Here is a 25,410-nt window from a genome sequence, read left to right as displayed (position 1 = left end):
ATTACTACGCACACTGTTGTGTTTTGTAGATGGAGAAAGTGAATGAAAACAAGGCGTAAGCATTTGACCATCGGGGAGGTTCAGCGTTTGGTTGAAGCGGCCAGGCGGGGGGCAAATCCGGAACGCGATGTCTGTTTACTGTGGATGTGTTTTAATCATGGGTGTCGGGTGAGCGAAATTCGTCACTGGAAACTCTCTGATATCGATATTCAAAGCGGGGTCATTTATATTCGTCGGCTGAAAAATGGCTTTTCAACCACGCATCCTATTTATAAACAAGAGGTAAAGGTACTCAACGAGTGGCTGCGCGTGCGTAATAATTACCCCGGGAATAATTCTGGTTGGCTCTTTTTATCACGTAATGGCCAGCCTTTATCCCGCCAGAGAATATATCAAATGATGAAAAATCTGAGCCTTGTTGCCCAGTTGGAAATTAATGCGCATCCGCATATGCTGCGCCACGCGTGTGGTTTCGCGCTGGCGAATAACGGTGTGGATACGCGATTAATTCAGGATTTTCTTGGGCACCGGAATATTCAGCATACGGTTATTTATACGGCAAGTAATGATGCAAGATTTAGAGAGGTTTGGTAAATGAAATAGTCATTTTGTATCAAACTGACTCCTATGCTATCCACAGGTGGTAACAATGTCAATTTATGATTAACAATGTTTTTTGTTATTATTTTCATGTGGTTACATTAAATATAGGCGTCATTTATTTTTCGGTTTTTTTAATTAGCTTCACGTATGGTTTGTACCTCTTCCCACTCTTTAGTTTTTTATCGTGTTTATTAGGCTTTTCCCTGGTAAATACGAAATAAAAAATGCCCTCCCTGGCAATATATATTTCAATTAATTGAAGTGGTCAAATTGATACAAAATGACCACTTCAGAATATTATATCCATTTCATGGGTCAATGTTTTGTTGTGTTATTAATATCAAACGTAAATAAAAGGATGCGCACGGTATTGCGCTTTTAAGTTAATGCATTGACTGCATTGAAAAGGACAAATCATGAAAAAAACATTACTTGCTGCTGTTGTTGCCGCCTGCGCGACGATCTCTGGTGCTGCGCTGGCAGATGACGGTCAGGTGAAGTTTATTGGCGACATCATTGATGCTGGTTGCGACGTGGTCAACGACCTGTCTAACCCGCTGGAAGTCCAAATGGGACAGATCGCCAAGACGGCGTTTACCGGTACCGGTTCTACTGCGGCTGAGCAAGGTTTTGATATCCAACTGAAAAACTGCCCGACTACGGTTACTAAAGCATCGGTACTGTTCTCCGGCACTAACGTCGGCGGCGACAATAGCAAACTGCAGCTGACCGCAGAACCTAATGTCGCTACAGGCGTGGCTCTGCAGCTGGTTTATGGCAGCACTAACAGTACCCTGCCGCTGTTCACCCGTTCTACCAGCCTGACCATCCCATCTACCGGTGATATCGATCTGCCGTTCCGCGTTCGTTATATCCAGACCGACACAACTGTTGTTGCTGGTAAAGCTAACGGTAGCGCTAACTTCACTATCAGCTACAACTGATCCTCCGTCTATTAGACCGTGCTAGCGAGCCGAAATCGGCTCGCTTTTCCAGGGAGCTGGAGATGAAACGATACCTGAAAGTGTTGATGGCTGGATGGCTGTTGGTGGGCGCTACGGCACATGCGGGCGTCGTGACCGGCGGTACTCGCCTGATTTATCCGGGCGGTAAAAAAGAGGCCACGCTGAGCGTAACCAACAATGATGCTACACCCTATCTTATTCAGAGCTGGGTGGAGAATGATAAAGGGGCCGCGCCCTTTCTGTTAACGCCGCCGTTATTTCGCCTGGACGGTGAGCAGCAGACCCGCCTGCGGGTGATTTATAGCGGCGGATTGCCCGAAAACAAAGAAAGTATGTTCTGGATGAATATCAAAGCGATTCCATCCTCACAGGCCAAAGCTGGCGCCAACACATTACAGATCGCTATTAAAACCCGTATCAAATTAATTTATCGGCCGAAATCCGTCGAGGGAACGCCGGAAACAGTGACGGGTCAGCTTCGCTGGACGCGCAGCGGCAATACGCTACAGGTCACTAATCCCACCGCGTTTTATATGAATTTCGCCGAGGTGAAAATCGGTGGCGCGGAAGTCAAAGAAGCCAACTGGGTGGCGCCTGGCGCGACGGCGCGTTTTGATTTGCCGCGCGGCAGTACAGGCTCTTTGCAGTGGAAACTGATTAATGATTACGGCGGTATTGGCGCGCAGCACAGCGCTAATTTGTAAAGGCTATCAGGCCAGGGAGTTCCAGAGACAATGAACAATAATCATAACAAATGGCGGCTTAACCGGATAGCCGGAGCTCTGGCCGTTGCCTTGATACCGTGGTGTGATACTGCGCTGGCGCGGGATGTGTTTAACCCGGCGTTATTGGAAATGGATGGCCCGCAGACGGGGGTCAGGGATTTATCGGCTTACGAACACGCTGGAGGGCAGCAGCCGGGAACCTATCGGGTCGATATTTACCTCAACAATATCTTTATGGAAACCCGGGATGTCACTTTTCAGCAAAGCCGGATCCCGGGGGAAACGGCCCTGCAGCCGTGTCTGAACGTTGAAGAGCTTGCCGAATGGGGCGTGCGCGTTAAGCAATTCCCTGAATTAGGCCGTAAATCGGCGGACTGCGCGGACTTGGGCGTTATACCACAGGCAACGGCTGACTTTCGTTTTAGTCAGCAACGCCTGTTATTAAGTTTCCCTCAGGCGGCGGTTACCAGCGCGGCGCGGGGCTGGGTCGACCCGAAGCAGTGGGATGACGGCATAGCGGCCCTTCTGCTGAACTACTCCGTAAGCGGGGCGAATAACTGGTCGCGCAAGAATGACATGCCGGATAGTGACAACCAATACGTTAACTTGCGTCCCGGTATCAACATGGGTCCGTGGCGTTTGCGCAACTACACTACCTGGTCACGTAACAGCAGCGAAGGCGAGTCCAGTAACAGCTGGGATACGGTTTATACCTATGCCCAGCGTAATATTAATGCCCTGCAAGGGGTGATGACGTTGGGCGATAGCAGCACCGACGCCGACATTTTCGAAGGCATTCCTTTTCGCGGGGCGATGCTGGCTTCCGATGACGATATGCTGCCGGAAAGCCTGCGCGGCTATGCGCCGGTGGTACGCGGGATTGCGCGTACCAATGCCCAGGTCATTATTCGCCAGAACGGCTATGAGATTTACCAGACCTATGTCTCCCCCGGCGCGTTCGAAATCACCGATATGTATCCGACCGGTGGCTCGGGCGATTTATCGGTCACTATTAAAGAATCCGATGGCAGCGAGCAAAACCTGATCGTGCCTTATGCTTCACTGCCTGTCCTGCAGCGCGAGGGCCGCCTCAAATATAGCGTGACCTCCGGCGTATACCGGGCCTACGACAATAGCATTGATGAAACGCCCCTTACTCAGGGGACGGCTATTTACGGTCTACCGTTGGGGATAACCCTGTACGGCGGCGGTCAGTTTAGCAGCAAATATCAGTCCCTGGCGCTGGGGGTGGGGAAAAACCTTGGCGATCTTGGCGCCGTATCGACCGATGTCACCCAGGCCTGGTCGAACCGACAGGATCAAGACAAAGAGAGCGGGCAGTCGGTGCGTATTCGTTATAGCAAAGATCTTCCAGGCTTAGGGACTAACATTTCCCTGGCCGGATATCGCTATGCTACCAGCGGCTACTGGGATATGCAGGAGGTGCTGGATACCTATCGGGACGATAATTATACCCCTTCAATCGAACGGCGGCGCAATCGCGGGGAAGTGACGCTCAGCCAGAGCCTTGGCGAAGAAATGGGGTCTCTCTCGCTAAACTATATCCGCGAAGATTACTGGAACACCGGGCGCACGATGGAGTCCGTCGGCGTGGGATACAACAATAGCTGGCGCGGCGTCAGCTACAGCATGAACTACAGCTATAACCGTAATACCACCGACCAGAATACCGGAACGCGCAATGATGAAGACCACCTTTTCGCTCTGAGCATCAGCGTGCCGCTGGGGGAATGGCTGCCGAAACCAGTTTATGCCAGCTACTCCCTGAACAGCAGTAAGAATGGCTCCACCAGCAACAACCTGGGCCTTTCCGGCACTTTGCTTGAGCGTGATAACCTGAGCTGGAGCGTACAGGAAGGATACACCAGCCAGGGACGAGGGGAGAGCGGCAGCATTAATGCCGACTGGCGCGCGACCTATGGCGAGCTTACCGGCGGCTACAGCCATGATAAATACAGCCATCGCCTGAACTACGCCCTGCGCGGTGGAGTCCTGGCGCATGAAAATGGCCTGACGCTGGGGCAGCCTTTTGGCGAAACCCTCGCTTTAGTTAAAGCGCCCGGCGCTTCCGGGGTTGGGATCAATAACCAGACCGGCGTCAGAACCGACTGGCGGGGCTACGCCGTGGTGCCTTACGCCTCGCCGTATCGCAAGAATATCTTGACCCTTGACACCAGCACGATGCCGGACGATGTCGATCTCGAGCTAACTACTCAAACGGTGGTGCCAACCCGCGGGGCGGTGGTTCGCGCAAACTACTCCACCAGCGTCGGTAGCCGGGTTCTGATGACGGTTCGTCGGGCGAATGGTCAGCCGGTACCTTTCGGCGCGATGGTCAGCGTACCCGGAGCCGCGGCGTCAGAGCAGGCATTTATCGTTGGCGAGGGCGGACAAGTTTATCTGACCGGGCTGGAGTCTAATGGAGCGCTTAACGTGAAATGGGGAGCTGCCGCACAGGAGCGCTGCCGGATTCAGTACGCGCTGCCGTCAGGTAAAACGCTCACCGGCATTATTGTAGCCCCGGGGCTATGCCGCTAATCGAAAGGATGCAGAAATAATGAAACGATTTTTATGGGCAATATTAGCAGGCCTGTCGGCGCTGGCGCTATCGCCGCAGGCGATGGCGGCAACCGGGTGGTGTGAGACGACTTCGGCTGGTCACGCTCCATTTCGCAATACATTCTCATTTATTGAAACCTTTACTAATCCCTCGCAAAACCAGGCTGGGATGACGTTTCCTCGCCTGTACCGTTGGAATACCGGGGGAAATTATAATGCAAAATGTGATTGTGGCAGCTATATCACTGGGCCTACATATTTTAAAGCCACGGTCCCTGGGATGGCTGCGACGCAAAGTCGAGGCGGGGTAAATTATTATCAGCTTAATAAATATCTGGAAATTGCCAGCGAGCTATATATTGCCGGGGGCGTGAATGACTATTTCCCAACACCTATCGACAATAAAAGCAATAACAATAACCAGGGCTTTGCTTGCAATGCGGGCGGTTCAACTTTTCAGAGTGGTTCAGTGGGATACGTTTCGCTCTATTTTACTCGACCATTTGTTGGTCAGGTGACTATCCCTCCGACGGTTATCCTTAATGTCTATGGAACAAGAATCTCTGGAAGCTACGGTGCAAATCCATTAACGCAGATCTCAATGAGCGGCTCGGTTACGGTACCGCAGTCCTGCGAAATAAATACCGGTCAGCCAATTAACATTGATTTTGGCGATATTGCTGGCAATAACTTCAAAACGGCCAACCAGATGCCGACGGGCTTCACTCCTTACGAGGTAAATATGACCGTGGCCTGCACCAATATTTCGGCAGGGGTTAAAATTGCTCTCTCATTCCAGGGCACGGCTGACTCCCATGACAACACTGCGCTGGTGACGACCAATAGCGATATTGCGGTGCGGATTGAAAGTATTACCGGAACCAAAATTCCAGTGATTTCAGGGCTGCTGCCGGTCGATCTGAACTATTCGACCCAGACCGGGGATACCACTATGAAAGTCTATCCGATAAATACCACCGGTAATTTACCCGCTGGCGGTGGGTTTACCGCCACGGCAACCATTCAGGCTGAAATTGAATAGCAGGAGTCAATAATGAAAAAGGCGCTATGGTTGGCATTGTTGCTGCCTGTTTTTTCATCCTGGGGCGGAATACCCTTAAATATAAAAGGCACGATTTATTATTATCCCTGCGATGTGAGCACTGATACAAAGTATCAAGAGGTGAATTTCGGTACGCTGGTGAAAACAAATTTTCAGGCGGCCGGCTCCGCTTCGGAGTGGAAAACCTTTACTTTAAATGTCGAAAACTGCCCGGCAGGAACCACTAAAGCGACGGTGAAGTTTGACGGCGTGACGGACGGCGATGACGCCACGCATTTCGCCAATGTGGCGGCCAGCGATGCGGCGCAGCGTATTGCGCTGCAAATAACCAATAGCGACCATTCCACGACCTATAAAAATCAGGACAAGATGACGGTTGCGATTAACAGCAGTACGCAAAAGGGCGTTTTTCCGCTGGCTGCCCGTTTATATTCAACTCAGGGCGGAGCGACGGCGGGTAACTTTGAATCGGTGGTGCAGTTAACATTTACCTATCAATGACCTGATGAGCTAACTGGATGAAAAGGAATGGCGTATGCAGGAAGATACGGAATATCTGAGCGTAAAGGATGTTGAGCGACTGGTACTTGCCGCAAACTATTGTGCTCACCCGGAAAGAAATAGCTGCATGATTCAAATGTGCTTTTTGCACGGCTGCCGGATTAACGAAATTACCGCATTAACTTTGCGAGATATCGACCTGCCGGGAAAACGAGTTTATATTCGCCGGGCGCGTCACGGTATTTCTGGGTATCATCCATTACAACCGAAAGAGGTTCTCTCACTGCAGCGCTGGTTGCTAGCCAGAGAGTGTTATCCGGCGCAAAATGATTTATTATTTATCTCCTCTCGCGGTAATAAAATGACCCGTCAGCGTTTTTACCAGATTATTCGTGAATGCTGCGAGCTGGCAAAATTGAAGCAAAATATTCACCCGCGGATGCTGCGCCATGCCTGCGGCTATGAACTGGGAAAAAAAGGCATTGATGACGACTCTATCCAGGATTACCTGGGTTATCGGAATTTGAAATCTATCCTGCGTTATAACAGCTACGTTGAAGAGTAGCTGGCGGCGTATTCGCGGCTTTTGTCTCTGCCGCGTTACGCCTCTTTTTTATTCTACGGTATAGACCATGAAATCTTCCGCCAGCACGGTAGACGGGAATATCTCTCGGCACTCTGCCAGCAGGCGCTGGCAGCCTTCAGCGTCATAGCGAGAACTAAAATGCGTGGCGATAAGCGTACCGACGTCGGCGTCGTGCGCCAGCGCGGCGGTTTGCTGGCTGGTTGAATGGCCACGGCTATTCGCTTTTTCCGCCATCGCCTGTTCGAGGGTCACCTCATGGACCATAACATCCACGCCGCGGGCCAGTTCCAGCGCCGCCGGGCAGGGGGCGGTATCGCCGAAAATCGCCAGCTTCTTACCCGGCGTTGCCGGGCCGAGGTAGCGGCTGCCGTCAATCATCCGACCATCCAGCTCAACCGTCAGCCCCTGCTTTAAACGGTGGAACAGCGGGCCGGGAGGCACGCCTTCGGCGATAAGCCGGGCGGCATCGAGGGTGCCCGGCTTATCATGCTGTTCGATACGATAGCCATAGCACTCGACCGGATGGTTTAACGGCCAGGCGGTGACCCGGAAGCCGGCTTCATCAAACACCAGCCCCGGTTCGACTTCGACGATAGTGAGCGGATAATCGGTCCAGGAGCCGCTCAGGCGCAGCGCGGTTTCCACAAACTCTTTAAGCCCCTTTGGCCCGTACAGCGTCAGCGGCAGAGTATTGCCCTGCATCGAGCGGCTGCACAGCAGGCCGGGGAGGCCGAAAAGGTGATCGCCATGTAAATGGGTGATAAAAATCTTGTTCAGTTTGCCGGGGTGACAGGCGGTGCGCAGAAACTGATGCTGAGTTCCCTCTCCGCAGTCGAACAGCCACATCTCCGCCATTGTTGGCTGTTGCAAATTCAGCACTATCGACGTCATATTACGCGTACGGGTCGGCACGCCAGCGGATGTCCCCAAAAAGAGTAATTCCATCGTCCAATATCCTCAGGGCGTGGGTCAAAAAAACAAAGTATACCAACTAAGGAACCGCAGATGATGACATGGCAGGATCTTCACCACGCCGAACTGACCGTCCCCCAGCTATATGCCGTGCTGAAATTACGCTGTGCGGTGTTTGTTGTCGAACAATCCTGCGTCTATCAGGACATCGACGGCGACGATCTGGTGGGAGAGAACCGCCATCTTCTCGGCTGGCGCGGCGATGAACTGGTGGCCTACGCGCGCATTCTCAAGAGCGATGACGAGTTTGAACCGGTAGTGATTGGCCGGGTGATTATCAGCCCGGCGGCGCGCGGCGAGAAGCTGGGTTATCAGTTGATGGAACAGGCGCTGGCCAGCTGTCGTCAACACTGGCCGCAAAAGGCCATCTATCTTGGCGCCCAGGCGCACCTGCAAAAATTCTACGCCAGCTTCGGTTTTGTGCCGGTGACCGAAGTTTACGACGAGGACGGCATCGACCATATCGGCATGGCGTACGAAATCGCCACCCACTGACCGTCGCGCGAATTAAAAGCCGCTCCCTCATCGTGGGTACTGCTATTCCTCAGTAGTACCCCGTATAATGTGGGGTTTTTACTCCGTGGAGGTTCGCGTGCTGTCTGTTTCCACCGCGCTGGAAAGCCTATACCGCTGCCTGGATGAAGCGTTCCCGCCATCGCCCGGCACGCGAATTTACGATATCTCCTTTGCGCTGAATGACGCTTTTGATCCGCTGCTGTGGTGCAACCATCAGCGGCAGTGGCCGCAGTTTTACTGGCAGCAGCGCAGCGGCGATGAAGAGCTGGCGGCGCTGGGAGCGGTAAAAACCTTTGCTTCCCTGACGCAGGCGCACGATTTTTTGCGCCAGCAGGGGCGTGATGACCTGCGAATTTGCGGCCTTAACGCCTTTGATCCTCAGCAGGGCCTGTTGCTATTGCCGAGGCTGGAGTGGCGTCGCCTGGGCGGCAGCGCCACGCTACGTCTGGTGCTGTCCAGCGAGAGCTCGCTCCGCGACGATGCCCGCGCGGCGCGTGAATTTCTCGATTCGCTGACGGCGAAACAGGCGCAGGCCACCGCGATGCCCTCTCTGCTTAGCGAACAGCATTTCCCGGCTTATCCGCAGTGGCGAGCGCTGATTACGCAGGCGACGCAGGCGATAGCGGCGGGGGAGATGGATAAAGTAGTGCTGGCTCGCGCCACCGATTTGCATTTCGCCGCGCCGTTAAACGCCGGATCGATTATGGCCGCCAGCCGTCGCAGCAATCTTAACTGCTTCCACTTCCTGATGGCCTTTACCCCGCGAGAGGCATTCGTGGGTTCAACGCCGGAACGGCTGTGGCGGCGGCGCGGCGCGCTATTGCGTACCGAAGCGCTGGCGGGAACCGTCGCCAGCCATGCGGACGATCGTCAGGCCCAGCGTTTGGGCAACTGGTTGATGGGCGACGATAAAAATCAGCGCGAAAATATGCTGGTGGTGGAGGATATCTGCCAGCGGCTGCAAGGGGAGACGCGCGCGCTGGAAGTGCTGCCGCCGCAGATTGTTCGTTTGCGGAAAGTTCAGCATTTGCGGCGCTGTATATGGGCCGAGCTGGATAAACCCGATGATGCCCGCTGTCTTCATCTGCTTCAGCCCACGGCGGCGGTCGCAGGTTTGCCGCGTCAGGTGGCGCTGGATTTTATCACCCGTAATGAGCTTTTTACCCGCGGCTGGTATGCAGGCTCCGCTGGCTATCTGTCGCTGGCGCAAAGCGAATTTTGCGTCTCTCTGCGTTCGGCGAAAGTCGAAAACCATACGCTCAGACTGTATGCCGGGGCGGGGATCGTCAGCGGCTCTGACCCTGAGCAGGAGTGGCAGGAAATTGAAAATAAAGCCGCGGGTTTGCGTTCGTTACTGCTTACAGAAACATAGATAAAACGATGCATATCAAAACGGCAACAGTCTGCTTTATCTATACTTAGCCTCAATATTTGATACTGGACAAATTCATGTCAGTAAGCGCATTTAACCGACGCTGGGCGGCGGTGATCCTTGAAGCTTTGACCCGCCACGGCGTGCAGCACATCTGCATTGCGCCCGGATCGCGTTCGACGCCTTTAACCCTGGCGGCGGCGGAAAACCACGCGTTTATTCACCATACCCACTTTGATGAACGCGGTCTTGGCCATCTGGCGTTAGGGCTGGCGAAAGCCAGCGGCCAGCCGGTGGCGGTAATTGTGACCTCCGGTACCGCGGCGGCTAACCTCTATCCGGCGCTGATTGAAGCCGGGTTGACCGGCGAAAAACTCATTTTGCTGACCGCCGACCGGCCGCCGGAGCTGATCGACTGCGGCGCGAATCAGGCTATACGCCAGCCGGGCATGTTCGCCTCGCATCCGTCGCACACAATATCCCTTCCGCGCCCGTCGCAGGATATCTCCTCCCGCTGGCTGGTCTCGACCCTCGACCAGGCGCTCGGCGCGCTGCACGTCGGCGGCGTTCATATTAACTGCCCGTTTGCCGAACCGCTGTATGGCGATATGGACGACACCGGCGCCGAATGGCAGCAGCAGCTCGGCGACTGGTGGCAGAGCGATAAGCCCTGGCTGCGTCAGTCTCTGCAGACCTCAAGCGAAAAGCAGCGTGACTGGTTTTTCTGGCGCCAAAAACGCGGCGTAGTGGTCGCCGGACGGATGAGCGCGGAAGAGGGCCAGAAGGTTGCCGAGTGGGCGAAAACGCTCGGTTGGCCGCTGATTGGCGATGTGCTCTCGCAAACCGGGCAGCCGCTTCCCTGCGCCGATCTGTGGCTCGGCAACGCAAAAGCGGTCAGCGAACTGGCGCAGGCGCAAATCATTGTTCAACTGGGCAGCAGCCTGACCAGCAAACGCGTTTTGCAGTGGCAGGCTAACTGCGAACCCGAAGAGTACTGGCTGGTGGACAACCTGCCGGGGCGTCTGGATCCTGCCCAGCATCGCGGTCGTCGCCTGGTCTGCGCCATTGACCGCTGGCTTGAGCAGCACCCGGCGGAAAAACGCCAGCCGTGGGCCGTCGTTATTCCTGAACTGGCGCGCCAGGCCTGGCAGGCGGCGGTCGCCAGCAGCGAGGCGTTCGGCGAGGCCCAGCTGGCGCAGCGAATCCGGCGCTATCTGCCGGATCAAGGGCAGCTGTTTGTCGGCAACAGCCTGGCGGTACGTTTAATTGACGCGCTGTCGCAGCTACCGGCGGGTTACCCGGTCTACAGCAATCGCGGGGCCAGCGGAATCGACGGCCTGCTGGCGACGGCGGCCGGGGTGCAGCGCGCCAGCGCGCGCCCTACGCTGGCTATCGTCGGCGATCTGTCGGCGCTTTACGATCTCAACTCGCTGGCGCTGCTGCGTCAGGCTTCAGCGCCGATGGTGCTGATTGTCGTCAACAATAACGGCGGGCAGATTTTTTCCCTGCTGCCCACGCCGCAGGCGCAGCGAAGCCAGTTCTATCTGATGCCGCAGAATATCCATTTCGCCCATGCGGCGGCGATGTTCGATCTGACCTATCATCGCCCTGCGGACTGGAATGAACTGGAACAGGCGCTGGACGTTGCCTGGCGAGCGCCCGGCGCGACGCTGATTGAGCTGGTGGTCAACGAAACCGACGGTACGCAAACTTTGCAGCGGCTGCTGGCGCAGGTGAGTCAGCTATGATCCTCCACGCGCTGGCCGAACGCGGCCAGCCGGGCCATCCCTGGCTGGTCTTTTTGCACGGTTTTTCCGGCGATTGTCGCGAATGGCTGACGGTCGGCCAGGCGTTTGGCGCGTATTCGCGTCTCTATATTGATCTGCCGGGCCATGGCGGTTCAGCGAATATTGCGGCAAACAGCCTGGCCGAGGTTGGTCATCTTGTTGAGAAAACGCTTAATAGTTACAACATACTTAAGTACTGGCTGGTGGGTTACTCCCTTGGCGGACGGGTGGCCATGTACTTTGCCTGCCAGCCGCGCGAAGGGCTCTGCGGGCTGGTGGTGGAGGGGGGGCATCCGGGGTTAACGGATGAAAACCAACGTTTGCTGCGCCGCCACGGCGATGCCGCCTGGGCTGAACGCTTTCGCCGCGAGCCGCTGACCCAGGTGTTTGCCGACTGGTATCAGCAGCCGGTCTTTGCTTCCCTTGATGCCGCGCAGCGGGCGGCGCTGATTGCGCTACGCAGCCGCAATAACGGCGGTGCGCTGGCGGCAATGCTGCAGGCCAGCTCGCTGGCGGAACAGCCCGATCTCCGCGAACCGTTACGGGCTCGCGAGTTCCCTTTTCATTACCTTTGCGGCGAACGCGACGGCAAGTTTCGCGCCATCGCCGATGAGCTATCGGCCACCACGCACGTGATTAATCATGCCGGACACAACGCGCATCGGGAAAACCCCGATGCTGTCGTGGCTTGTCTGGCGCAGTTTTTAGCGAATTAACTGAAGGACACTTTATGATCTCTCTTGATGAAGCAATGCTTTACGCCCCGATTGAATGGCAGGACTGCTCCGAAGGCTACACCGACATTCGTTACCAAAAATCGGCGGATGGGATTGCCAAAATCACCATCAACCGCCCGCAGGTACGCAACGCATTTCGTCCGCTGACCGTCAAAGAGATGATTCAGGCGCTGGCGGATGCCCGCTATGACGACAATATCGGCGTCATCGTGCTGACCGGTGAAGGCGACAAAGCGTTTTGCGCCGGCGGCGATCAGAAGGTCCGCGGCGACTACGGCGGCTATCAGGATGATTCCGGCGTTCATCACCTCAACGTTCTCGATTTCCAGCGGCAGATCCGCACCTGCCCGAAACCGGTGCTGGCGATGGTGGCGGGTTATTCCATTGGCGGCGGCCATGTCCTGCATATGATGTGCGATCTGACCATCGCGGCGGAAAACGCTATCTTTGGCCAGACCGGTCCGAAAGTCGGCTCCTTCGACGGCGGCTGGGGCGCCTCGTATATGGCGCGCATCGTCGGGCAGAAAAAAGCCCGTGAGATCTGGTTCCTGTGCCGCCAGTACGACGCGCAGCAGGCGCTGGATATGGGCCTGGTCAATACCGTGGTGCCGCTGGCGGATCTGGAAAAAGAGACCGTGCGCTGGTGCCGGGAAATGCTGCAAAACAGCCCGATGGCGCTGCGCTGCCTGAAGGCGGCGCTGAACGCCGACTGCGACGGCCAGGCGGGACTGCAGGAGCTGGCGGGTAACGCCACCATGCTGTTCTACATGACCGAAGAGGGTCAGGAAGGGCGCAATGCTTTCAACCAGAAGCGCCAGCCGGACTTCAGCAAATTTAAACGGAATCCGTAATGCGGCAGGCGCAGGTCTACCGCTGGCAGCTACCGATGGACGCGGGTGTGGTGCTGCGTGAACGGCGGTTAAAAACCCGCGATGGTTTGCTTCTGCGCCTGCGCGACGGCGAGCGCGAAGGCTGGGGGGAAATCTCTCCCCTGCCGGGATTCAGCCTGGAAACGCTGGATGACGCGCGGACGGCGCTGCTGGCGTGGGCGAGCGCCTGGCGAGATGGCGAAGACGGCGCGCTGCCGGCCCCGCCGTCGGCGGCTTTCGGGGCGAGCTGCGCACTGGCGGAACTGTGCGGCGAGCTGCCGCAGGCGGCGGATTATCGTGCGGCGCCGCTCTGTTCCGGCGACCCGGACGAGCTGTTCGCCAGGCTTTCGCTGATGCCCGGCGAGAAGGTCGCCAAGGTCAAAGTTGGCCTGTATGAGGCGGTGCGCGACGGTATGGTGGTCAATCTGCTGCTGGAGGCGATTCCCGATCTGACGCTGCGCCTCGACGCTAACCGCGCCTGGACGCCGCTGAAAGCCCAGCAGTTCGCTAAATATGTTAATCCGCACTATCGCAGCCGCATCGCCTTTCTCGAAGAGCCTTGTAAAAATCGCGACGATTCGCGCGCTTTTACGAAAGAAACGGGTATCGCTATCGCCTGGGATGAGAGCCTGCGCGAGGCGGACTTTAGCTTTGCCGCCGAGCCGGGGCTGCGGGCGGTGGTGATTAAACCGACCTTGACCGGCAGCCTGCAAAAGGTACGCCAGCAGGTGGCGCATGCGCATGCGCTGGGGCTGACGGCGGTGATCAGCTCATCCATTGAGTCGAGCCTTGGACTGACGCAGCTGGCGCGAATCGCCGCCTGGCTTACCCCGGACACGATACCCGGTCTGGACACCCTGAGCCTGATGCGCGGCCAGCTGGTGCGCCGTTGGCCGGATAGCGAGCTGCCGTGTCTGAGCGTTGATGAGCTGGAGCCGCTGCTGTGACCTTTAGCGACTGGCCCTGGCGTCACTGGCGGCAACGGCGGGAAGAGGCCCGGGCGCTGCGCTTGAATGAGCGGCGGCTAAGCTGGCGAGAACTGTGCGCGCGCATTGATGCGCTGGCGGCGGGATTTCACGCCCAGGGGGTCAGCGACGGCGATGGCGTGCTGCTTCGCGCTTACAACCAGCCCGATGCTTTGCTGGCATTGCTGGCCCTGCTGCAGTGCGGCGCGCGCGTTCTGCCGCTGAATCCGCAGCTGCCGGCTCCTCTGTTGGCGGAACTGCTGCCGTCCCTTGGCCTGCGCCACGCGCTGGCGCTGAACGGCGGCGACCTTCCGGTAGCGCTTAATGCCTTAGTTTTGCGCGTTGGCGACGGCGCGTACGCGGCGGCCTGGCGAGAAGATCGTATCGCTTCCATGACGCTCACCTCGGGGTCGACGGGGCTGCCGAAAGCGGCGGTGCACGCTTTTCGCGCCCATCTTGCCAGCGCAGAGGGCGTGCTGGCGATGATACCCTTTGCGCCACACGATGACTGGCTGCTGTCGCTGCCGCTGTTTCACGTTTCCGGTCAGGGCATTCTCTGGCGCTGGCTATTTGCTGGCGCAGGCCTGACGGTACGCGACAAGCAGCCGCTGGAACAGGCGTTACGCGGCTGTACCCACGCCTCCCTGGTGCCGACTCAGCTATGGCGCCTGCTTAACGGCGACGCCGGGGTGTCGTTAAAAGCGGTTCTGCTCGGCGGCGCGGCGATTCCGGTGGCGCTCACCGAACAGGCCCGCAGGCGCGGTATCCGCTGCTGGTGCGGCTACGGGCTAACCGAGTTTGCCTCCACGGTATGCGCCAAGGAGGCGGACGGCCTGGCGGATGTCGGGCGGCCGCTGCCGGGGCGCGAAGTGCGGATTGTCGATGGCGAGGTCTGGCTGCGCTCGGACAGCATGGCGGAAGGCTACTGGCGCGATGGGCAAACGGTCCCCATCGCTGATGCCGACGGCTGGTTCGCCACCCGCGATCGGGGACAGCTGGAGCACGGCAGGCTGACTATCCTCGGAAGAGTGGATAACCTCTTTTTTAGCGGCGGAGAAGGTATTCAGCCGGAAGAGGTGGAGCGGGTTATCGGCGCACACCCATTGATTGGGCAAGTTTTTATCGTGCCGCAGGATGACGCGGAGTTTGGCCAGCGGCCGGTGGCGGTGGTGGAATGCAGCGCGCATTGCGAACCGTGCGAGCTGGCAGGCTGGTGCGCCGATAAGCTGGCGCGGTTTCAGCAGCCGGTGCGCTGGCTGCGGCTGCCTGAATCGCTGAAAACCGGCGGAATTAAAATTTCCCGCCGGGCGCTACGCGACTGGGTCAACCAGCAGGAGAGCTCCGCCTCAGAAGCGCTGGACGTGCAGTAGCTGCTGCGTATGCCAGCGGCCCAGCGCAAAAACGGTGGTCAGCGCACCGAGCAGGGCGCAGAACATATCGGACTGAGTATCCCAGGGATCGCCCTGGGTGCCGAGAAATTCATCGGCGCCCTGTCCCAGCGCCAGCGCCGCCCACCATTCGATCAGCTCGTAGACGGCGCTAATCGCTAGCGCAATGCAGCAGACCACGAAACCGAGCATTTTACGCCCGTGAACGTAGCCGCCGCGCAGCAAAATCTCCCGCGCCGCCAGCGCCGGGACCAGCCCCTGGAAAAAGTGTCCCAGCTTATCGTAGGGGTTGCGGCTCAGCCCCAGCCATTCCTGTACGTCAAAGCCGATGGGCACTTTGGCGTAGGTGTACATACCGCCGACCATCAAAATGATGGCATGGAAGAAAACCAGCGTGTAAAGCAGCGGCGTCAACGGATAACGCGAGCGCGTGGCCAGCAAAAGCGGAACGAGGATAATGACCGGCGTGACTTCCATCAGCCAGGTGAGTTTGTCCCCTGCGCTGATACCGGTGTAAGCGAGGATCAGGGCCAGCGCCAGCGCGGCGAATGTTAACCCCGAACGGGATGCTGCGACGGTCATAACGGATCACCAGAAAGTTAAAACGATAACTATCAGGCAGATGCAGGAGAAATTCAATCGATACCGTCATTGGCGGCGGTTGACGACCGCCAATGACGTTGTCTATCAGGAGGAGGGAATATCGCCGGGCGTTTTTTGCTGACGTTTACGCATATATCGCAGCAGCGGGGGCACAACAATCACCGCGATGGCCAGCAGCAGGAGCGTTTTGGTCACGCCGCTTTGCCACAGAATCGCCACGTTGCCGTTGCTGATGGAGAGCGCGCGGCGCAGGTTCTGCTCCAGCATCTCCCCCAGCACGAAGCCTAAGATCAGCGGCGACATCGGGAAGTGCATCTTACGCATGATGTAGCCGAGCACGCCCAACCCAACCATTAATAGCAGGTCGAAGGTGGTGCTGTGCACCGCGTAGACGCCGACCGCGGACACGGCGGCGATAGCCGGGACCAGAAACCACAGCGGGATGGTCAGCATGCGGGTGAACAGACCGATCAGCGGAATGTTCATAATCAGCAGCATCACGTTGGCGATGAGCAGCGCGGCGATTAACCCCCAGACGATATCCGGCTGTTCGGTAAACATCGCCGGCCCCGGGGTAATATTGTAGAGGGTCAGCGCGCCCATCATCACCGCGGTGGTCCCGGAACCGGGGACGCCGAGCGTGAGCATCGGAATAAACGAGCCGCAGGCGGAAGCGTTATTCGCCGCTTCCGGCGCCGCGACGCCGCGAATATCGCCTTTCCCGAAGGTGTCGCTGTTGCCGCTGAGCTTTTTCTCGGTCATATAGGTGATGGCGCTGGCAATGGTCGCCCCCGCGCCCGGCAGAATGCCGACAAAAAAACCCACCACCGATGAGCGCAGGGTCGCGCCGACGCACTGTCCCGCCTCTTTAGCGTTAAACAGCATACGGCCGGTTTTGCGCACCAGCTTCTGCCCGCCGCTGGTGCTCTCCAGCATCAGCAAGATCTCCGAAACCGAAAAGAGGCCAATCACCACCACGATAAACTGCACGCCGTCGGAGAGATGAACGCTGTCGAAAGTGAAACGATACACCCCGGTATTGGCATCAACGCCCACCGTCGCCAACCCCAAACCGATCAACGCGGCGAGGAACGACTTGAGCGGTTTTTGCGCCATCATGCTGCCGAGGCAGGCGATGGCGAAAACCATCAGGGCGAAATATTCCGCCGGGCCGAACGCCAGCGACCACTGCGCCAGTATGGGGGCGAACAGAATCATCCCGCCGATAGCGATCATTGAACCGACGAAGGAGCTGACGGCGGAGATCGACAGGGCCACGCCGCCGCGCCCCTGCTGCGCCATAGGATAACCGTCGATGGCGGTCATAATGGCGGCGGCATCGCCGGGCACGTTAAGCAAGATCGATGAAATACGTCCGCCGTATTCACAACCTATATAGACCGTGGCCAGCAGAATGAGCGCCGATTCAGCGGGCAGATGCAGGGCAAAGGCCAGCGGCAGTAGGATCGCCACGCCGTTAATTGGGCCCAGGCCCGGCAGCAGGCCGACGATGGTGCCAACGAAGCAGCCAATCAGCGCGATCAGCAGGTTGGTCGGCGTCATGGCGACGGCGAAGCCCTGCGACAGATAAATCCAGATATCCATAAACTCCTCCGTTAACTCAACCAGACGCCGAGCGGCAGGGTGACATCGAGCAGGGCGTCAAAGACGTACCACAGCGCGATGCCCATCGCCACGCCGGCTACCCCGGCAGCGGGCAGGGTGGCGCCAAACAGCAGGCCAAAAACGGCGGTCAGCAGCGCGGTGGCCAGAGGAAAACCCAGCCATTCAAAACCCCACGCGTAGACCACCAGCGCCACCACCATCGTCAATAAACGTTGTAAAACCAGACGCCCAGGCCAGGTGATGGCATCGGGCCGACGCAGAAGCAGTAAAACAGAGCACAGCAGCATCAGGCCGATAATGCCTACCGGGAAAGGGCGCGGGCCGACGGGTTCATAGGCGTATTCGCTGTGGATTTGCCAGGCGATAAACATTCCCCCCGCGCAGAGCAGCAGCCACACACCGGCAAAAATACGATCGCTCATCGCAACCTCCGTTAATTATTTTGCCAGGCCAAAGGATTTCGCCTGCTGGCGATACGCTTCCACCTGCTTTTTGACATAGGCGTCCAGTTCCTTGCCGTTCATGTTGAATTCAAACAGGCCGCGCAGCTCGCGCTGCTTTTTGAACGCGTCGGTCTGCTGCAATTTAGTGAACTCATCCACCCACCACTGATAGTCGGCGTCGCTGACTTTCGGGCCCACGAAGAAGCCGCGAATAATCGGCCATACCAGGTCATAGCCCTGCTCTTTGGCGGTGGGGACATTGGCGAGCGCGCCCGGTAGCCTTTCGTTAGCGAAGACCGCCAGCACGCGGATTTTATTGCCCTGTAGATAAGGCACCATTTCGCTGAGATCGCCGGAGACTGCCTGCACGTGATTGCCCAGCAGCGCGGTGACCGGTTCGCCGCCGCCCTCAAAGGCCACGTAACGCATTTTGTGCGGATCGACGTTCGCTTTTTGCGCCAGCAGCGCCGCTTTCATCCAGTCCTGGCTACCGATTGAGGCGCCGGCGCCGATGACGATACTGGCGGGATTTTTTTCCATCGCCGCCATGAACGACGGCAGGTTTTTCCACGGCGAGTCGGTGCGTACCGCGATCATGCCGTAATCGGTGCCGACGCTGGCCAGCCAGCGGACATCATCCACGCCGTAGCGGCCAAACTTGCCCTGCGCCAGGTTGAGCAGCGAGCCGCCGGAAAAGGCGACCACGGTACCGGGTTCGCCGGGACGCTGGGCGACGATCGCATTGTAGGCCACTGCCCCTACGCCGCCGGGCATGTAGGTGACGCGCATCGGTTTTTTGATGGCGCCGGTTTCCATCAGGCTGACCTGAATCAGTTTGCAGGTGAGATCGAAGCCGCCGCCGGGCTTGGCGGGCGCGATACATTCGGTACGGGAAGGCGCCTCGACGGCCCAGGCGGAGGCGGTACAAAGGCATAGCGCGAGGGCGCTAAGATGGCGCAGGAATGGAATATTCATAGGCTTCCTCAGTCAGTTACAGGGTACGTTTTTTTGATTATGTGAACCGGCATGTGGCTATTCGGTTGCATGATTGTTAAAACAATTACCTTTCATTTCCCTTTCAACGCGGCAGCAACTTTTCAGGATGTGATATGCGTCTCTTACTGGCAGAAGATAACCGTGAGCTGGCTCACTGGCTGGAGAAAGCGCTGGTACAGGGCGGGTTTGCCGTGGACTGCGTATTTGATGGCCGGGCGGCCGATCATCTGCTGCAAAGCGAAAAATATGCGCTGGCGGTGCTGGATATCGGCATGCCGGGACTCGACGGTCTGGAGGTGGTGCAGCGCCTGCGAAAGCGCGGGCAGACTCTTCCCGTCCTGCTGTTAACCGCCCGCAGCGCGGTGGCGGATCGGGTTAAAGGGCTGAACGTCGGCGCCGATGACTATTTGCCAAAACCTTTTGAGCTCGAAGAGCTGGATGCCAGGCTGCGCGCGCTGCTGCGGCGTAGCGAAGGCCAGGTGCATGAGGTGCAACAGATCGGCGCGCTGGAATATCGCGATGAAGGCTATTTTTTACTGCGCGGGCAGACGCTGTCGTTGACGCCGCGCGAGCAGGCGCTGCTGACGGTGCTGATGTTCCGCCGTACGCGGCCGGTGTCGCGCCAGCAGCTGTTTGAACAGGTTTTCAGCCTCAGCGATGACGTCAGCCCGGAAAGCATTGAGCTGTATATTCATCGTCTGCGTAAGAAACTTCAGGAGAGCAACGTGCGTATCGTGACCCTGCGCGGCCTGGGCTACGTGCTGGAGCTCGCTCATGAGGTGGGGTAAACCGCAGTCGTTATTCGCCCAGCTGCTGCTGTTTCTCGGCCTGCCGCTGGTTTTGCTGTGGGGGCTGTCGGCGTTCAATAGCTACGTCAGCGCCCTGCAGGCGGCGACCCAGGCTTACGATCGTACGCTGCTCTCCTCCGCCCGCACGGTGGCGGAGCGTCTGGTGGTACGCCACGGCAGGCTGGAAGTGAATGTTCCCTGGGTGGTGCTCGATAGCTTCGAGCTGAATATGAACGATCGCCTGTACTATAAAGTTCTCGATCCCGAGAGGCGGGTGATTTCCGGTTTTGACGACCTGCCGCCAATGCCGCCATCAACCTCTCGTACCGATCTCTATCCGGCGCTGGCGTGGTTTTATCATACCGAATATCGCGGCCAGGCTATTCGCGTGGCGCGGCTGCTGCAGCCGGTTAACGAAGGCGGCGTTGTCGGCATGGCGGAAATCTATATCGCCGAAACGCTGCGGTCGCGGCGCTGGCTGGCGGGACAGCTGCTGTTTTCATCATGGATCTCGCAGGGGCTATTAGTGCTGCTGACGCTGGTGCTCGCCGGCTGGCTGCTGCGCCGCGTGCTGCGGCCAATGCGCCAGCTTTCGGCGCTGATGGTACGGCGCGAACCCGGCCTGTTGACGCCGCTGCCGGAGCTGCTGCCGTGGTCGGAAACCCGGCTGCTGATCGTCGCCTTTAACCGCTATATCGACCGGCTGCGGGTGATGATTTCCCGCCAGGAGCGGTTTAGCGCCGACGCGTCTCATCAGCTCAAAACGCCGCTAGCGGTGTTGAAAACTCAGGCTTCGGTGGCCCTGGCGAGCGGCGATCCCCGACTGTGGCGCGAGAGCCTGGAGGCGATGAGCGGCACGCTTAATAGCACGATCCTGCTCACCGAGCGCCTGCTGCAGCTGGCTACCATCAAACGGAAAGAGCAGGGGGAACAGGCGTTCCCGCCGGTAGACCTTCAGGAGATCGTTCACCATAGCTGCTTTTCCCGTCTTCAGCAGGCGCGGAGCAAAGCTATCGATCTCGGTTATGAGGGGGAAACCTCGACGGTGACCATCGCCGGAGACGGCGTTTTGTTGAGCGAGCTGTGCGCGAATCTGCTGGATAACGCGATTCGCTATACGCCGCAGGGGGGGATCGTCACCGTCAGCCTGCATCGTGACGGAGAGGCGGTGCTGCTGGATGTCGAAGATAGCGGGCCGGGGATCGATGATGCGCAGATTCAGCAGGCGCTCATGCCGTTCCATCGTCTGGAAAACGTGGGGGATAACCCCGGCGCCGGGCTTGGCCTGGCGCTGGTTAGCGATATTGCGCGCCTGCACCGCAGCCATCCGCAGCTGCTGCGGAGCGAAACGCTGGGCGGGCTGAAGGTCAGGCTGCGCTTTTTGCGCGCGCGTTCAGAGTAAGCCTTTCAGGGTGAGGGTCCGGCGGGTCGCCACGTTCAAATCATAGTGAGGAAGATCCTCGGCTTTCACCCAGGCGTAGTCCTGAAACTCTTCGTTGATCGTCACGTCGCGATTGGCGCTGATGCAGTCGAAGATCAGGTAAATCATATAAATTTCTTCCCGGCGGCCATCGGCGTAGGTTTTAACCCGGACGTCGTCGCGAAAGGTCCACGGGGTGACGTTGGTCAGCTGCAGTTTTTCGCCCAGCTCTTCACGAATTTCTCGCCGCAGCGCCTCTTCAATGCGCTCGCCTGGCTCGACGCCGCCGCCGGAGAGCGCCCACTGGCCGGGAAACACGCCGCGATCGTCGGCCATTTTACACAGCAGATAGTGGCCTTCATGTTGAATGAGCGGGCAGACGATAGTCCTTTGACGCATGATTTCTCCTTAATGATGATGCGGATAAAAATTGTAATGGCCCAGTTTGCGAGCCGCCTCGGCAAACCGCAAGCGAAAACGCGCGGTGAATGCGAGTGGTGGTAGGGTGAGCGCAAGTTAATTGGTCAGGGGCCATCATGGAACAGATAGCAAGCCACTCGCCGCACGATGCGGTCTTTAAACATCTTTTGTCCCAACGGGCAACGGCGCGCGATTTTTTGCATATTCATTTGCCGAAGCATTTGCGGGAACAGTGCGATCTGCGGACGCTGCAGCTGGAGTCCGGCAGTTTTATTGAAGAGGACTTACGCGCCAGCCATTCGGATATCCTTTATTCGCTAAAAACCCATGGCGGAGAGGGGTATATCTACATTCTTATTGAGCATCAAAGCTCTCCCGACAGGCATATGGCGTTTCGCCTGATGCGATACGCCATCGCGGCGATGCAGCGTCATCTTGATAAAGGGCATCATCAGCTGCCGCTGGTGATTCCTCTGCTCTTTTATCACGGCAGGACCAGCCCCTACCCGTATTCAACGCGCTGGCTGGATGGCTTTCCACAGCCAGAGATGGCCGAGCGGCTGTATAGCCGGAGTTTTCCTCTGATAGACGTCACTGAGATCCCTGACGATCGGCTTGTACAGCACCGCCGGGTCGCTATGCTTGAGCTACTGCAAAAACATATCCGCCAGCGGGACCTGATGGACATCTCTGAGCAACTGGTCAGAATATTATCCTTGGGATACACTACGCGTCGGCAGTTTAAAACGTTGCTGAATTATATGCTTCAGGCGGGTAACGCCGCCGATCCGGTGGCCTTTTTACGCAAGCTCGCGCAAAAGACGCCGCTCAAGCCGCATAAGGAGACGCTGATGAATATTGCTCATTTTCTGGAAGAGCGTGGCCGTAAAGAGGGGATCCTTCAGGGAATGAAGGCGGGGATAGAAAAGGGCTTACAAAAGGGCCGACGTGAAGGTCGCAATGAAGGCCGACGTGAAGGTCGCAATGAAGGCCGAAATGAAGGCCGACATCAAGGTCTGCAGGAGGCGACGCAACGCATTGCCCTGGCGATGCTGGATGAGGGGCTTGAGCCTTCTCAGGTCGCAAAGCTGACCGGTTTATCGCAGCAGCAGCTCGCTAAGCTCCGGCACTAAAATCGTTTAAAAAGCGCAAAATGGCAGCCTTAAGGGCTGCCATCAGTACTTATTCCCCGTGCTTTAAGGCCTGTAACGCCGCTGCAACACCCGCGCCGTAGTCGGGGTGGACTTCGCTGAACAGGCCAATTTGTCGCTGCTGAATAAACTCAGGAATATCCCGCATATCATTGGCGATACGCTGGAACATTCGCTGATGCTCATCTTCGCCTAATAGCTCAAACAGTCTGCGCGGCTGGCTAAAGTAGTCGCTATCTTCCCGGTGATCCCAGTGCGCCGCCGCGCCTTCAAGGCTTAAAGGCGGCTCGCTAAAGTCCGGTTGTTCCTGAAACACGCCAAAGCTGTTGGGCTCATAAGTGACGCCGTTGCCGCTATTGCCGTCAACGCGCATCGCGCCGTCGCGGTGATAGTTATGGAACGGGCAGCGCGGAGCATTGACCGGAATTTGATGATGGTTAACGCCCAGACGATAGCGCTGGGTATCGCCGTAGGAAAACAGCCGTCCCTGCAGCATCCGGTCCGGAGAGAAGCCCACGCCAGGCACCACGTTCGCCGGATTCATCGCGACCTGCTCAACCTCAGCGAAGTAGTTATCCGGGTTGCGGTTAAGCTCCAGTACCCCGACTTCAATCAGCGGATAATCGCCGTGCGGCCAGATTTTGGTCAGATCGAAGGGGTTGTAAGGGACCCGGCTGGCTTCCGCTTCCGGCATTATCTGCACGTAGAAGGTCCAGCGCGGGAAATCGCCTCTTTCAATCGACTCATAGAGATCGCGCTGCGAACTCTCGCGATCTTCTGCTACCAGGCGTTTCGCTTCATCATCCATCAGGTTGGCGATCCCCTGCTGGGATTTGAAGTGGAATTTCACCCAAAAACGTTCATTTTCAGCGTTAATAAAGCTGAACGCGTGGCTGCCGAAACCGTGCATATGGCGATATGAGCGCGGGATGCCGCGGTCGCTAAAGTCGATGGTTAACTGATGCAGCGTTTCGGGAAGCAGGGAGAAAAAATCCCATTTCCAGGTTGGATTACGCAGGTTGGTGCGCGGGTCGCGTTTGACAACGTGGTTAAGGTCGGGAAATTTCAGCGGGTCGCGAAGGTAGAAAATCGGCGTATTGTTGCCCACCAGATCCCAGTTGCCCTCTTCGGTATAGAACTTGATAGAAAAGCCGCGAATATCGCGCTCGGCGTCAGCGGCGCCGCGTTCTCCGGCGACGGTTGAGAAACGCAGGAACAGGTCGGTGGTTTTACCGACTTCGGAAAAAAGCTTTGCTCGGGTATAGCGGGTGATATCGTGGGTAACGGTCAGTTTGCCGTATGCCCCGGAGCCTTTAGCGTGCATTCGGCGTTCCGGGATAACCTCACGGTCAAAGTGGGCCAGTTTTTCCAGAAACCAGACATCCTGCAGCAGCATCGGGCCGCGAGGACCTGCAGTCACGACATTATTATTATCGACAACCGGCGCGCCGGCACCGGTGGTTAGTCCTTTCTTGCTCATCTTTATCTCCTGACAAAGTTTTATGTAACTTATTCATCTCCCTGAAGGAAAAAAATAAGCTGAGCACACTTTGTAGAATAAATAGCCAGCACGGACAATCTGGCTCTGGCTATCGAATTGATACCCGGAGCCGTTGGCAAAATTCCGGTAGCAACTGGTTACAATCACAATGGCAAACGTCGCTTTAGTTCATTGATTCCTTAGCATTCGGCAGTACAATTTCGCGGTTTTTTGGGATTTTCTTATTATTATTTTCTGGATAGATAAAAATGAAAAAAAGCATATTTATGGCCCTCGCTGGCATGATGTTCGTCTCGACGGCGGCAAATGCGATCAGCGTCAGCGGGCAGGCCGGTGAGCACTACACCAATCTCGGCGTCGGATTCGGCACCGAATCGACCGGCCTGGCGGTAACCGGCAACTGGCTGCACAATGATGATGACGGCGATGCGGCGGGTCTGGGATTGGGCCTGAACATCCCCCTTGGGCCATTCCTGGCCACCGTGGGCGGCAAAGGCGTTTACACCAATCCGAACAACGGCGATGAGGGCTACGCGGCGGCGGTCGGCGGCGGTCTGCAGTGGAAAATCGGCGACAGCTTCCGTCTGTTCGGCGAATACTATTACTCTCCGGATTCACTCTCCAGCGGCATCGACAGCTATCAGGAAGCCAATGCTGGCGCGCGCTTTACCATTATGCGTCCTCTGAGCATCGAAGCCGGCTACCGCTACCTCAACCTGGCGGGTAAAGACGGCAACCGCGATAACGCGGTCGCTGACGGTCCGTACGTCGGCGTCAACGCCAGCTTCTAATCTCTCCGGCGCGGTATTCCGCCGCGCCTGATTTTCAGGCTT

The 25,410-nt window shown here is 57.4% G+C and carries 25 protein-coding genes; 18 read left to right on the top strand and 7 right to left on the bottom strand.

Annotation, left to right across the window (positions count from 1 at the left end; all coding sequences use genetic code 11):
• The first annotated feature begins 42 nt into the window (after positions 1–42).
• From BWI76_RS20125 to BWI76_RS20095, 7 genes are all read left to right on the top strand, one after another.
• Positions 43–594 carry a tyrosine-type DNA invertase gene (locus BWI76_RS20125; protein WP_024359262.1) on the top strand — a complete coding sequence of 184 codons (552 nt, stop codon included), beginning with the start codon at positions 43–45 and terminating at the stop codon, positions 592–594.
• A gap of 425 nt (positions 595–1,019) precedes the next feature.
• Positions 1,020–1,547 carry a fimbrial protein gene (locus BWI76_RS20120; protein WP_064371605.1) on the top strand — a complete coding sequence of 176 codons (528 nt, stop codon included), beginning with the start codon at positions 1,020–1,022 and terminating at the stop codon, positions 1,545–1,547.
• Positions 1,548–1,609: 62 nt separating this feature from the next.
• Positions 1,610–2,272 (top strand): molecular chaperone, encoded by a 663-nt coding sequence (locus BWI76_RS20115; protein WP_004870966.1) that lies wholly within the window; start codon positions 1,610–1,612, stop codon positions 2,270–2,272.
• Between the two features lie 30 nt (positions 2,273–2,302).
• Positions 2,303–4,852 carry a fimbria/pilus outer membrane usher protein gene (locus tag BWI76_RS20110; RefSeq protein WP_084402807.1) on the top strand — a complete coding sequence of 850 codons (2,550 nt, stop codon included), beginning with the start codon at positions 2,303–2,305 and terminating at the stop codon, positions 4,850–4,852.
• 19 nt (positions 4,853–4,871) lie between these two features.
• Positions 4,872–5,915, top strand: a complete 1,044-nt coding sequence (locus BWI76_RS20105) for a fimbrial protein (protein WP_024359258.1) — start codon at positions 4,872–4,874, stop codon at positions 5,913–5,915.
• A gap of 12 nt (positions 5,916–5,927) precedes the next feature.
• The gene (locus BWI76_RS20100; protein ID WP_004870973.1) at positions 5,928–6,437 is read left to right on the top strand and encodes a fimbrial protein; all 510 of its coding nucleotides are present in this window, start codon (positions 5,928–5,930) and stop codon (positions 6,435–6,437) included.
• A gap of 34 nt (positions 6,438–6,471) precedes the next feature.
• Entirely contained in the window at positions 6,472–7,002 is a 531-nt protein-coding gene (locus BWI76_RS20095) for a tyrosine-type recombinase/integrase (protein ID WP_004870975.1), read from the top strand.
• A gap of 48 nt (positions 7,003–7,050) precedes the next feature.
• On the opposite strand, the gene rnz is transcribed toward BWI76_RS20095, so the two are convergent.
• Complete coding sequence (rnz, locus tag BWI76_RS20090) at positions 7,051–7,968, bottom strand: ribonuclease Z (RefSeq protein WP_004870977.1); 918 nt, start codon at positions 7,966–7,968, stop codon at positions 7,051–7,053.
• A gap of 60 nt (positions 7,969–8,028) precedes the next feature.
• Between rnz and BWI76_RS20085 the strand changes: the two genes are divergently transcribed.
• The 7 genes from BWI76_RS20085 to menE all read left to right on the top strand — a co-directional run bounded on the left by BWI76_RS20085 (position 8,029) and on the right by menE (position 15,611).
• Positions 8,029–8,490, top strand: a complete 462-nt coding sequence (locus tag BWI76_RS20085) for a GNAT family N-acetyltransferase (RefSeq protein WP_004870979.1) — start codon at positions 8,029–8,031, stop codon at positions 8,488–8,490.
• A gap of 97 nt (positions 8,491–8,587) precedes the next feature.
• Complete coding sequence (gene menF / locus BWI76_RS20080) at positions 8,588–9,883, top strand: isochorismate synthase MenF (RefSeq protein WP_064343415.1); 1,296 nt, start codon at positions 8,588–8,590, stop codon at positions 9,881–9,883.
• A 77-nt stretch (positions 9,884–9,960) separates the two neighbouring features.
• On the top strand, positions 9,961–11,631 hold the full coding sequence (gene menD / locus BWI76_RS20075; protein WP_049100297.1) for a 2-succinyl-5-enolpyruvyl-6-hydroxy-3-cyclohexene-1-carboxylic-acid synthase: 1,671 nt from the start codon (positions 9,961–9,963) through the stop codon (positions 11,629–11,631).
• A complete protein-coding gene (gene menH / locus BWI76_RS20070; RefSeq protein WP_024359254.1) occupies positions 11,628–12,386 on the top strand; it encodes a 2-succinyl-6-hydroxy-2,4-cyclohexadiene-1-carboxylate synthase in 759 nt (252 codons plus the stop codon). Before menD ends, menH begins: the two co-directional genes overlap by 4 nt.
• Positions 12,387–12,400: 14 nt before the next feature.
• Positions 12,401–13,258 (top strand): 1,4-dihydroxy-2-naphthoyl-CoA synthase, encoded by an 858-nt coding sequence (menB, locus tag BWI76_RS20065; RefSeq protein ID WP_064343068.1) that lies wholly within the window; start codon positions 12,401–12,403, stop codon positions 13,256–13,258.
• Entirely contained in the window at positions 13,258–14,223 is a 966-nt protein-coding gene (gene menC, locus BWI76_RS20060; RefSeq protein ID WP_004133983.1) for an o-succinylbenzoate synthase, read from the top strand. Before menB ends, menC begins: the two co-directional genes overlap by 1 nt.
• On the top strand, positions 14,220–15,611 hold the full coding sequence (menE, locus tag BWI76_RS20055; protein WP_004133985.1) for an o-succinylbenzoate--CoA ligase: 1,392 nt from the start codon (positions 14,220–14,222) through the stop codon (positions 15,609–15,611). The genes menC and menE overlap by 4 nt, the downstream gene beginning before the upstream one ends.
• Here menE and BWI76_RS20050 read toward each other — a convergent pair.
• The 4 genes from BWI76_RS20050 to BWI76_RS20035 all read right to left on the bottom strand — a co-directional run bounded on the left by BWI76_RS20050 (position 15,588) and on the right by BWI76_RS20035 (position 19,276).
• The gene (locus BWI76_RS20050) at positions 15,588–16,211 is read right to left on the bottom strand and encodes a DUF2238 domain-containing protein (protein ID WP_004133986.1); all 624 of its coding nucleotides are present in this window, start codon (positions 16,209–16,211) and stop codon (positions 15,588–15,590) included. The genes menE and BWI76_RS20050 overlap by 24 nt on opposite strands.
• A 105-nt stretch (positions 16,212–16,316) precedes the next feature.
• Positions 16,317–17,837 (bottom strand): tripartite tricarboxylate transporter permease, encoded by a 1,521-nt coding sequence (locus BWI76_RS20045; protein WP_004133990.1) that lies wholly within the window; start codon positions 17,835–17,837, stop codon positions 16,317–16,319.
• A gap of 11 nt (positions 17,838–17,848) precedes the next feature.
• On the bottom strand, positions 17,849–18,280 hold the full coding sequence (locus BWI76_RS20040; RefSeq protein ID WP_004133992.1) for a tripartite tricarboxylate transporter TctB family protein: 432 nt from the start codon (positions 18,278–18,280) through the stop codon (positions 17,849–17,851).
• 15 nt (positions 18,281–18,295) lie between these two features.
• Complete coding sequence (locus tag BWI76_RS20035; protein ID WP_004133994.1) at positions 18,296–19,276, bottom strand: Bug family tripartite tricarboxylate transporter substrate binding protein; 981 nt, start codon at positions 19,274–19,276, stop codon at positions 18,296–18,298.
• 134 nt (positions 19,277–19,410) lie between these two features.
• Between BWI76_RS20035 and tctD the strand changes: the two genes are divergently transcribed.
• Both tctD and BWI76_RS20025 read left to right on the top strand, forming a co-directional pair.
• A complete protein-coding gene (gene tctD, locus BWI76_RS20030) occupies positions 19,411–20,085 on the top strand; it encodes a transcriptional regulator TctD (protein ID WP_004133997.1) in 675 nt (224 codons plus the stop codon).
• Complete coding sequence (locus BWI76_RS20025; protein WP_004133999.1) at positions 20,072–21,487, top strand: HAMP domain-containing histidine kinase; 1,416 nt, start codon at positions 20,072–20,074, stop codon at positions 21,485–21,487. Before tctD ends, BWI76_RS20025 begins: the two co-directional genes overlap by 14 nt.
• On the opposite strand, the gene nudI is transcribed toward BWI76_RS20025, so the two are convergent.
• Entirely contained in the window at positions 21,479–21,904 is a 426-nt protein-coding gene (gene nudI, locus BWI76_RS20020; RefSeq protein ID WP_004134001.1) for a nucleoside triphosphatase NudI, read from the bottom strand. The two genes, BWI76_RS20025 and nudI, sit on opposite strands and share 9 nt — an antisense overlap.
• A 137-nt stretch (positions 21,905–22,041) precedes the next feature.
• Here nudI and BWI76_RS20015 point away from each other — a divergent pair, with 137 nt between their 5' ends.
• Entirely contained in the window at positions 22,042–23,058 is a 1,017-nt protein-coding gene (locus BWI76_RS20015; RefSeq protein WP_049087154.1) for an Rpn family recombination-promoting nuclease/putative transposase, read from the top strand.
• A gap of 49 nt (positions 23,059–23,107) precedes the next feature.
• Here BWI76_RS20015 and BWI76_RS20010 read toward each other — a convergent pair whose 3' ends face one another.
• Entirely contained in the window at positions 23,108–24,556 is a 1,449-nt protein-coding gene (locus BWI76_RS20010) for a catalase (protein ID WP_064343065.1), read from the bottom strand.
• Positions 24,557–24,825: 269 nt separating this feature from the next.
• Between BWI76_RS20010 and BWI76_RS20005 the strand changes: the two genes are divergently transcribed.
• Complete coding sequence (locus BWI76_RS20005) at positions 24,826–25,368, top strand: YfaZ family outer membrane protein (protein WP_004123076.1); 543 nt, start codon at positions 24,826–24,828, stop codon at positions 25,366–25,368.
• Positions 25,369–25,410: the final 42 nt, after the last annotated feature.

Source organism: Klebsiella sp. M5al, from assembly GCF_002090195.1.
Lineage (GTDB): Bacteria > Pseudomonadota > Gammaproteobacteria > Enterobacterales > Enterobacteriaceae > Klebsiella > Klebsiella grimontii.
The sequence above is the reverse complement of the archived record's forward strand: the minus strand, read 5'-3'. Positions and strand labels throughout refer to the sequence as shown.

Excerpts from the sequence above, each read along its gene's own strand:
- BWI76_RS20095 (WP_004870975.1), top strand. The coding sequence starts at position 6,472 with ATGCAGGAAGATACGGAATATCTGAGCGTAAAGGATGTTGAGCGACTG.
- BWI76_RS20120 (WP_064371605.1), top strand. The coding sequence starts at position 1,020 with ATGAAAAAAACATTACTTGCTGCTGTTGTTGCCGCCTGCGCGACGATC.
- BWI76_RS20015 (WP_049087154.1), top strand. The coding sequence starts at position 22,042 with ATGGAACAGATAGCAAGCCACTCGCCGCACGATGCGGTCTTTAAACAT.
- BWI76_RS20110 (WP_084402807.1), top strand. The coding sequence starts at position 2,303 with ATGAACAATAATCATAACAAATGGCGGCTTAACCGGATAGCCGGAGCT.
- menB (WP_064343068.1), top strand. The coding sequence starts at position 12,401 with ATGATCTCTCTTGATGAAGCAATGCTTTACGCCCCGATTGAATGGCAG.
- menD (WP_049100297.1), top strand. The coding sequence starts at position 9,961 with ATGTCAGTAAGCGCATTTAACCGACGCTGGGCGGCGGTGATCCTTGAA.
- nudI (WP_004134001.1), bottom strand. The coding sequence starts at position 21,904 with ATGCGTCAAAGGACTATCGTCTGCCCGCTCATTCAACATGAAGGCCAC.
- BWI76_RS20005 (WP_004123076.1), top strand. The coding sequence starts at position 24,826 with ATGAAAAAAAGCATATTTATGGCCCTCGCTGGCATGATGTTCGTCTCG.
- tctD (WP_004133997.1), top strand. The coding sequence starts at position 19,411 with ATGCGTCTCTTACTGGCAGAAGATAACCGTGAGCTGGCTCACTGGCTG.
- menH (WP_024359254.1), top strand. The coding sequence starts at position 11,628 with ATGATCCTCCACGCGCTGGCCGAACGCGGCCAGCCGGGCCATCCCTGG.
- rnz (WP_004870977.1), bottom strand. The coding sequence starts at position 7,968 with ATGGAATTACTCTTTTTGGGGACATCCGCTGGCGTGCCGACCCGTACG.
- BWI76_RS20025 (WP_004133999.1), top strand. The coding sequence starts at position 20,072 with ATGAGGTGGGGTAAACCGCAGTCGTTATTCGCCCAGCTGCTGCTGTTT.
- BWI76_RS20125 (WP_024359262.1), top strand. The coding sequence starts at position 43 with ATGAAAACAAGGCGTAAGCATTTGACCATCGGGGAGGTTCAGCGTTTG.
- BWI76_RS20035 (WP_004133994.1), bottom strand. The coding sequence starts at position 19,276 with ATGAATATTCCATTCCTGCGCCATCTTAGCGCCCTCGCGCTATGCCTT.
- BWI76_RS20040 (WP_004133992.1), bottom strand. The coding sequence starts at position 18,280 with ATGAGCGATCGTATTTTTGCCGGTGTGTGGCTGCTGCTCTGCGCGGGG.
- BWI76_RS20010 (WP_064343065.1), bottom strand. The coding sequence starts at position 24,556 with ATGAGCAAGAAAGGACTAACCACCGGTGCCGGCGCGCCGGTTGTCGAT.
- BWI76_RS20045 (WP_004133990.1), bottom strand. The coding sequence starts at position 17,837 with ATGGATATCTGGATTTATCTGTCGCAGGGCTTCGCCGTCGCCATGACG.
- BWI76_RS20115 (WP_004870966.1), top strand. The coding sequence starts at position 1,610 with ATGAAACGATACCTGAAAGTGTTGATGGCTGGATGGCTGTTGGTGGGC.
- BWI76_RS20100 (WP_004870973.1), top strand. The coding sequence starts at position 5,928 with ATGAAAAAGGCGCTATGGTTGGCATTGTTGCTGCCTGTTTTTTCATCC.
- BWI76_RS20085 (WP_004870979.1), top strand. The coding sequence starts at position 8,029 with ATGATGACATGGCAGGATCTTCACCACGCCGAACTGACCGTCCCCCAG.
- BWI76_RS20105 (WP_024359258.1), top strand. The coding sequence starts at position 4,872 with ATGAAACGATTTTTATGGGCAATATTAGCAGGCCTGTCGGCGCTGGCG.
- menC (WP_004133983.1), top strand. The coding sequence starts at position 13,258 with ATGCGGCAGGCGCAGGTCTACCGCTGGCAGCTACCGATGGACGCGGGT.
- BWI76_RS20050 (WP_004133986.1), bottom strand. The coding sequence starts at position 16,211 with ATGACCGTCGCAGCATCCCGTTCGGGGTTAACATTCGCCGCGCTGGCG.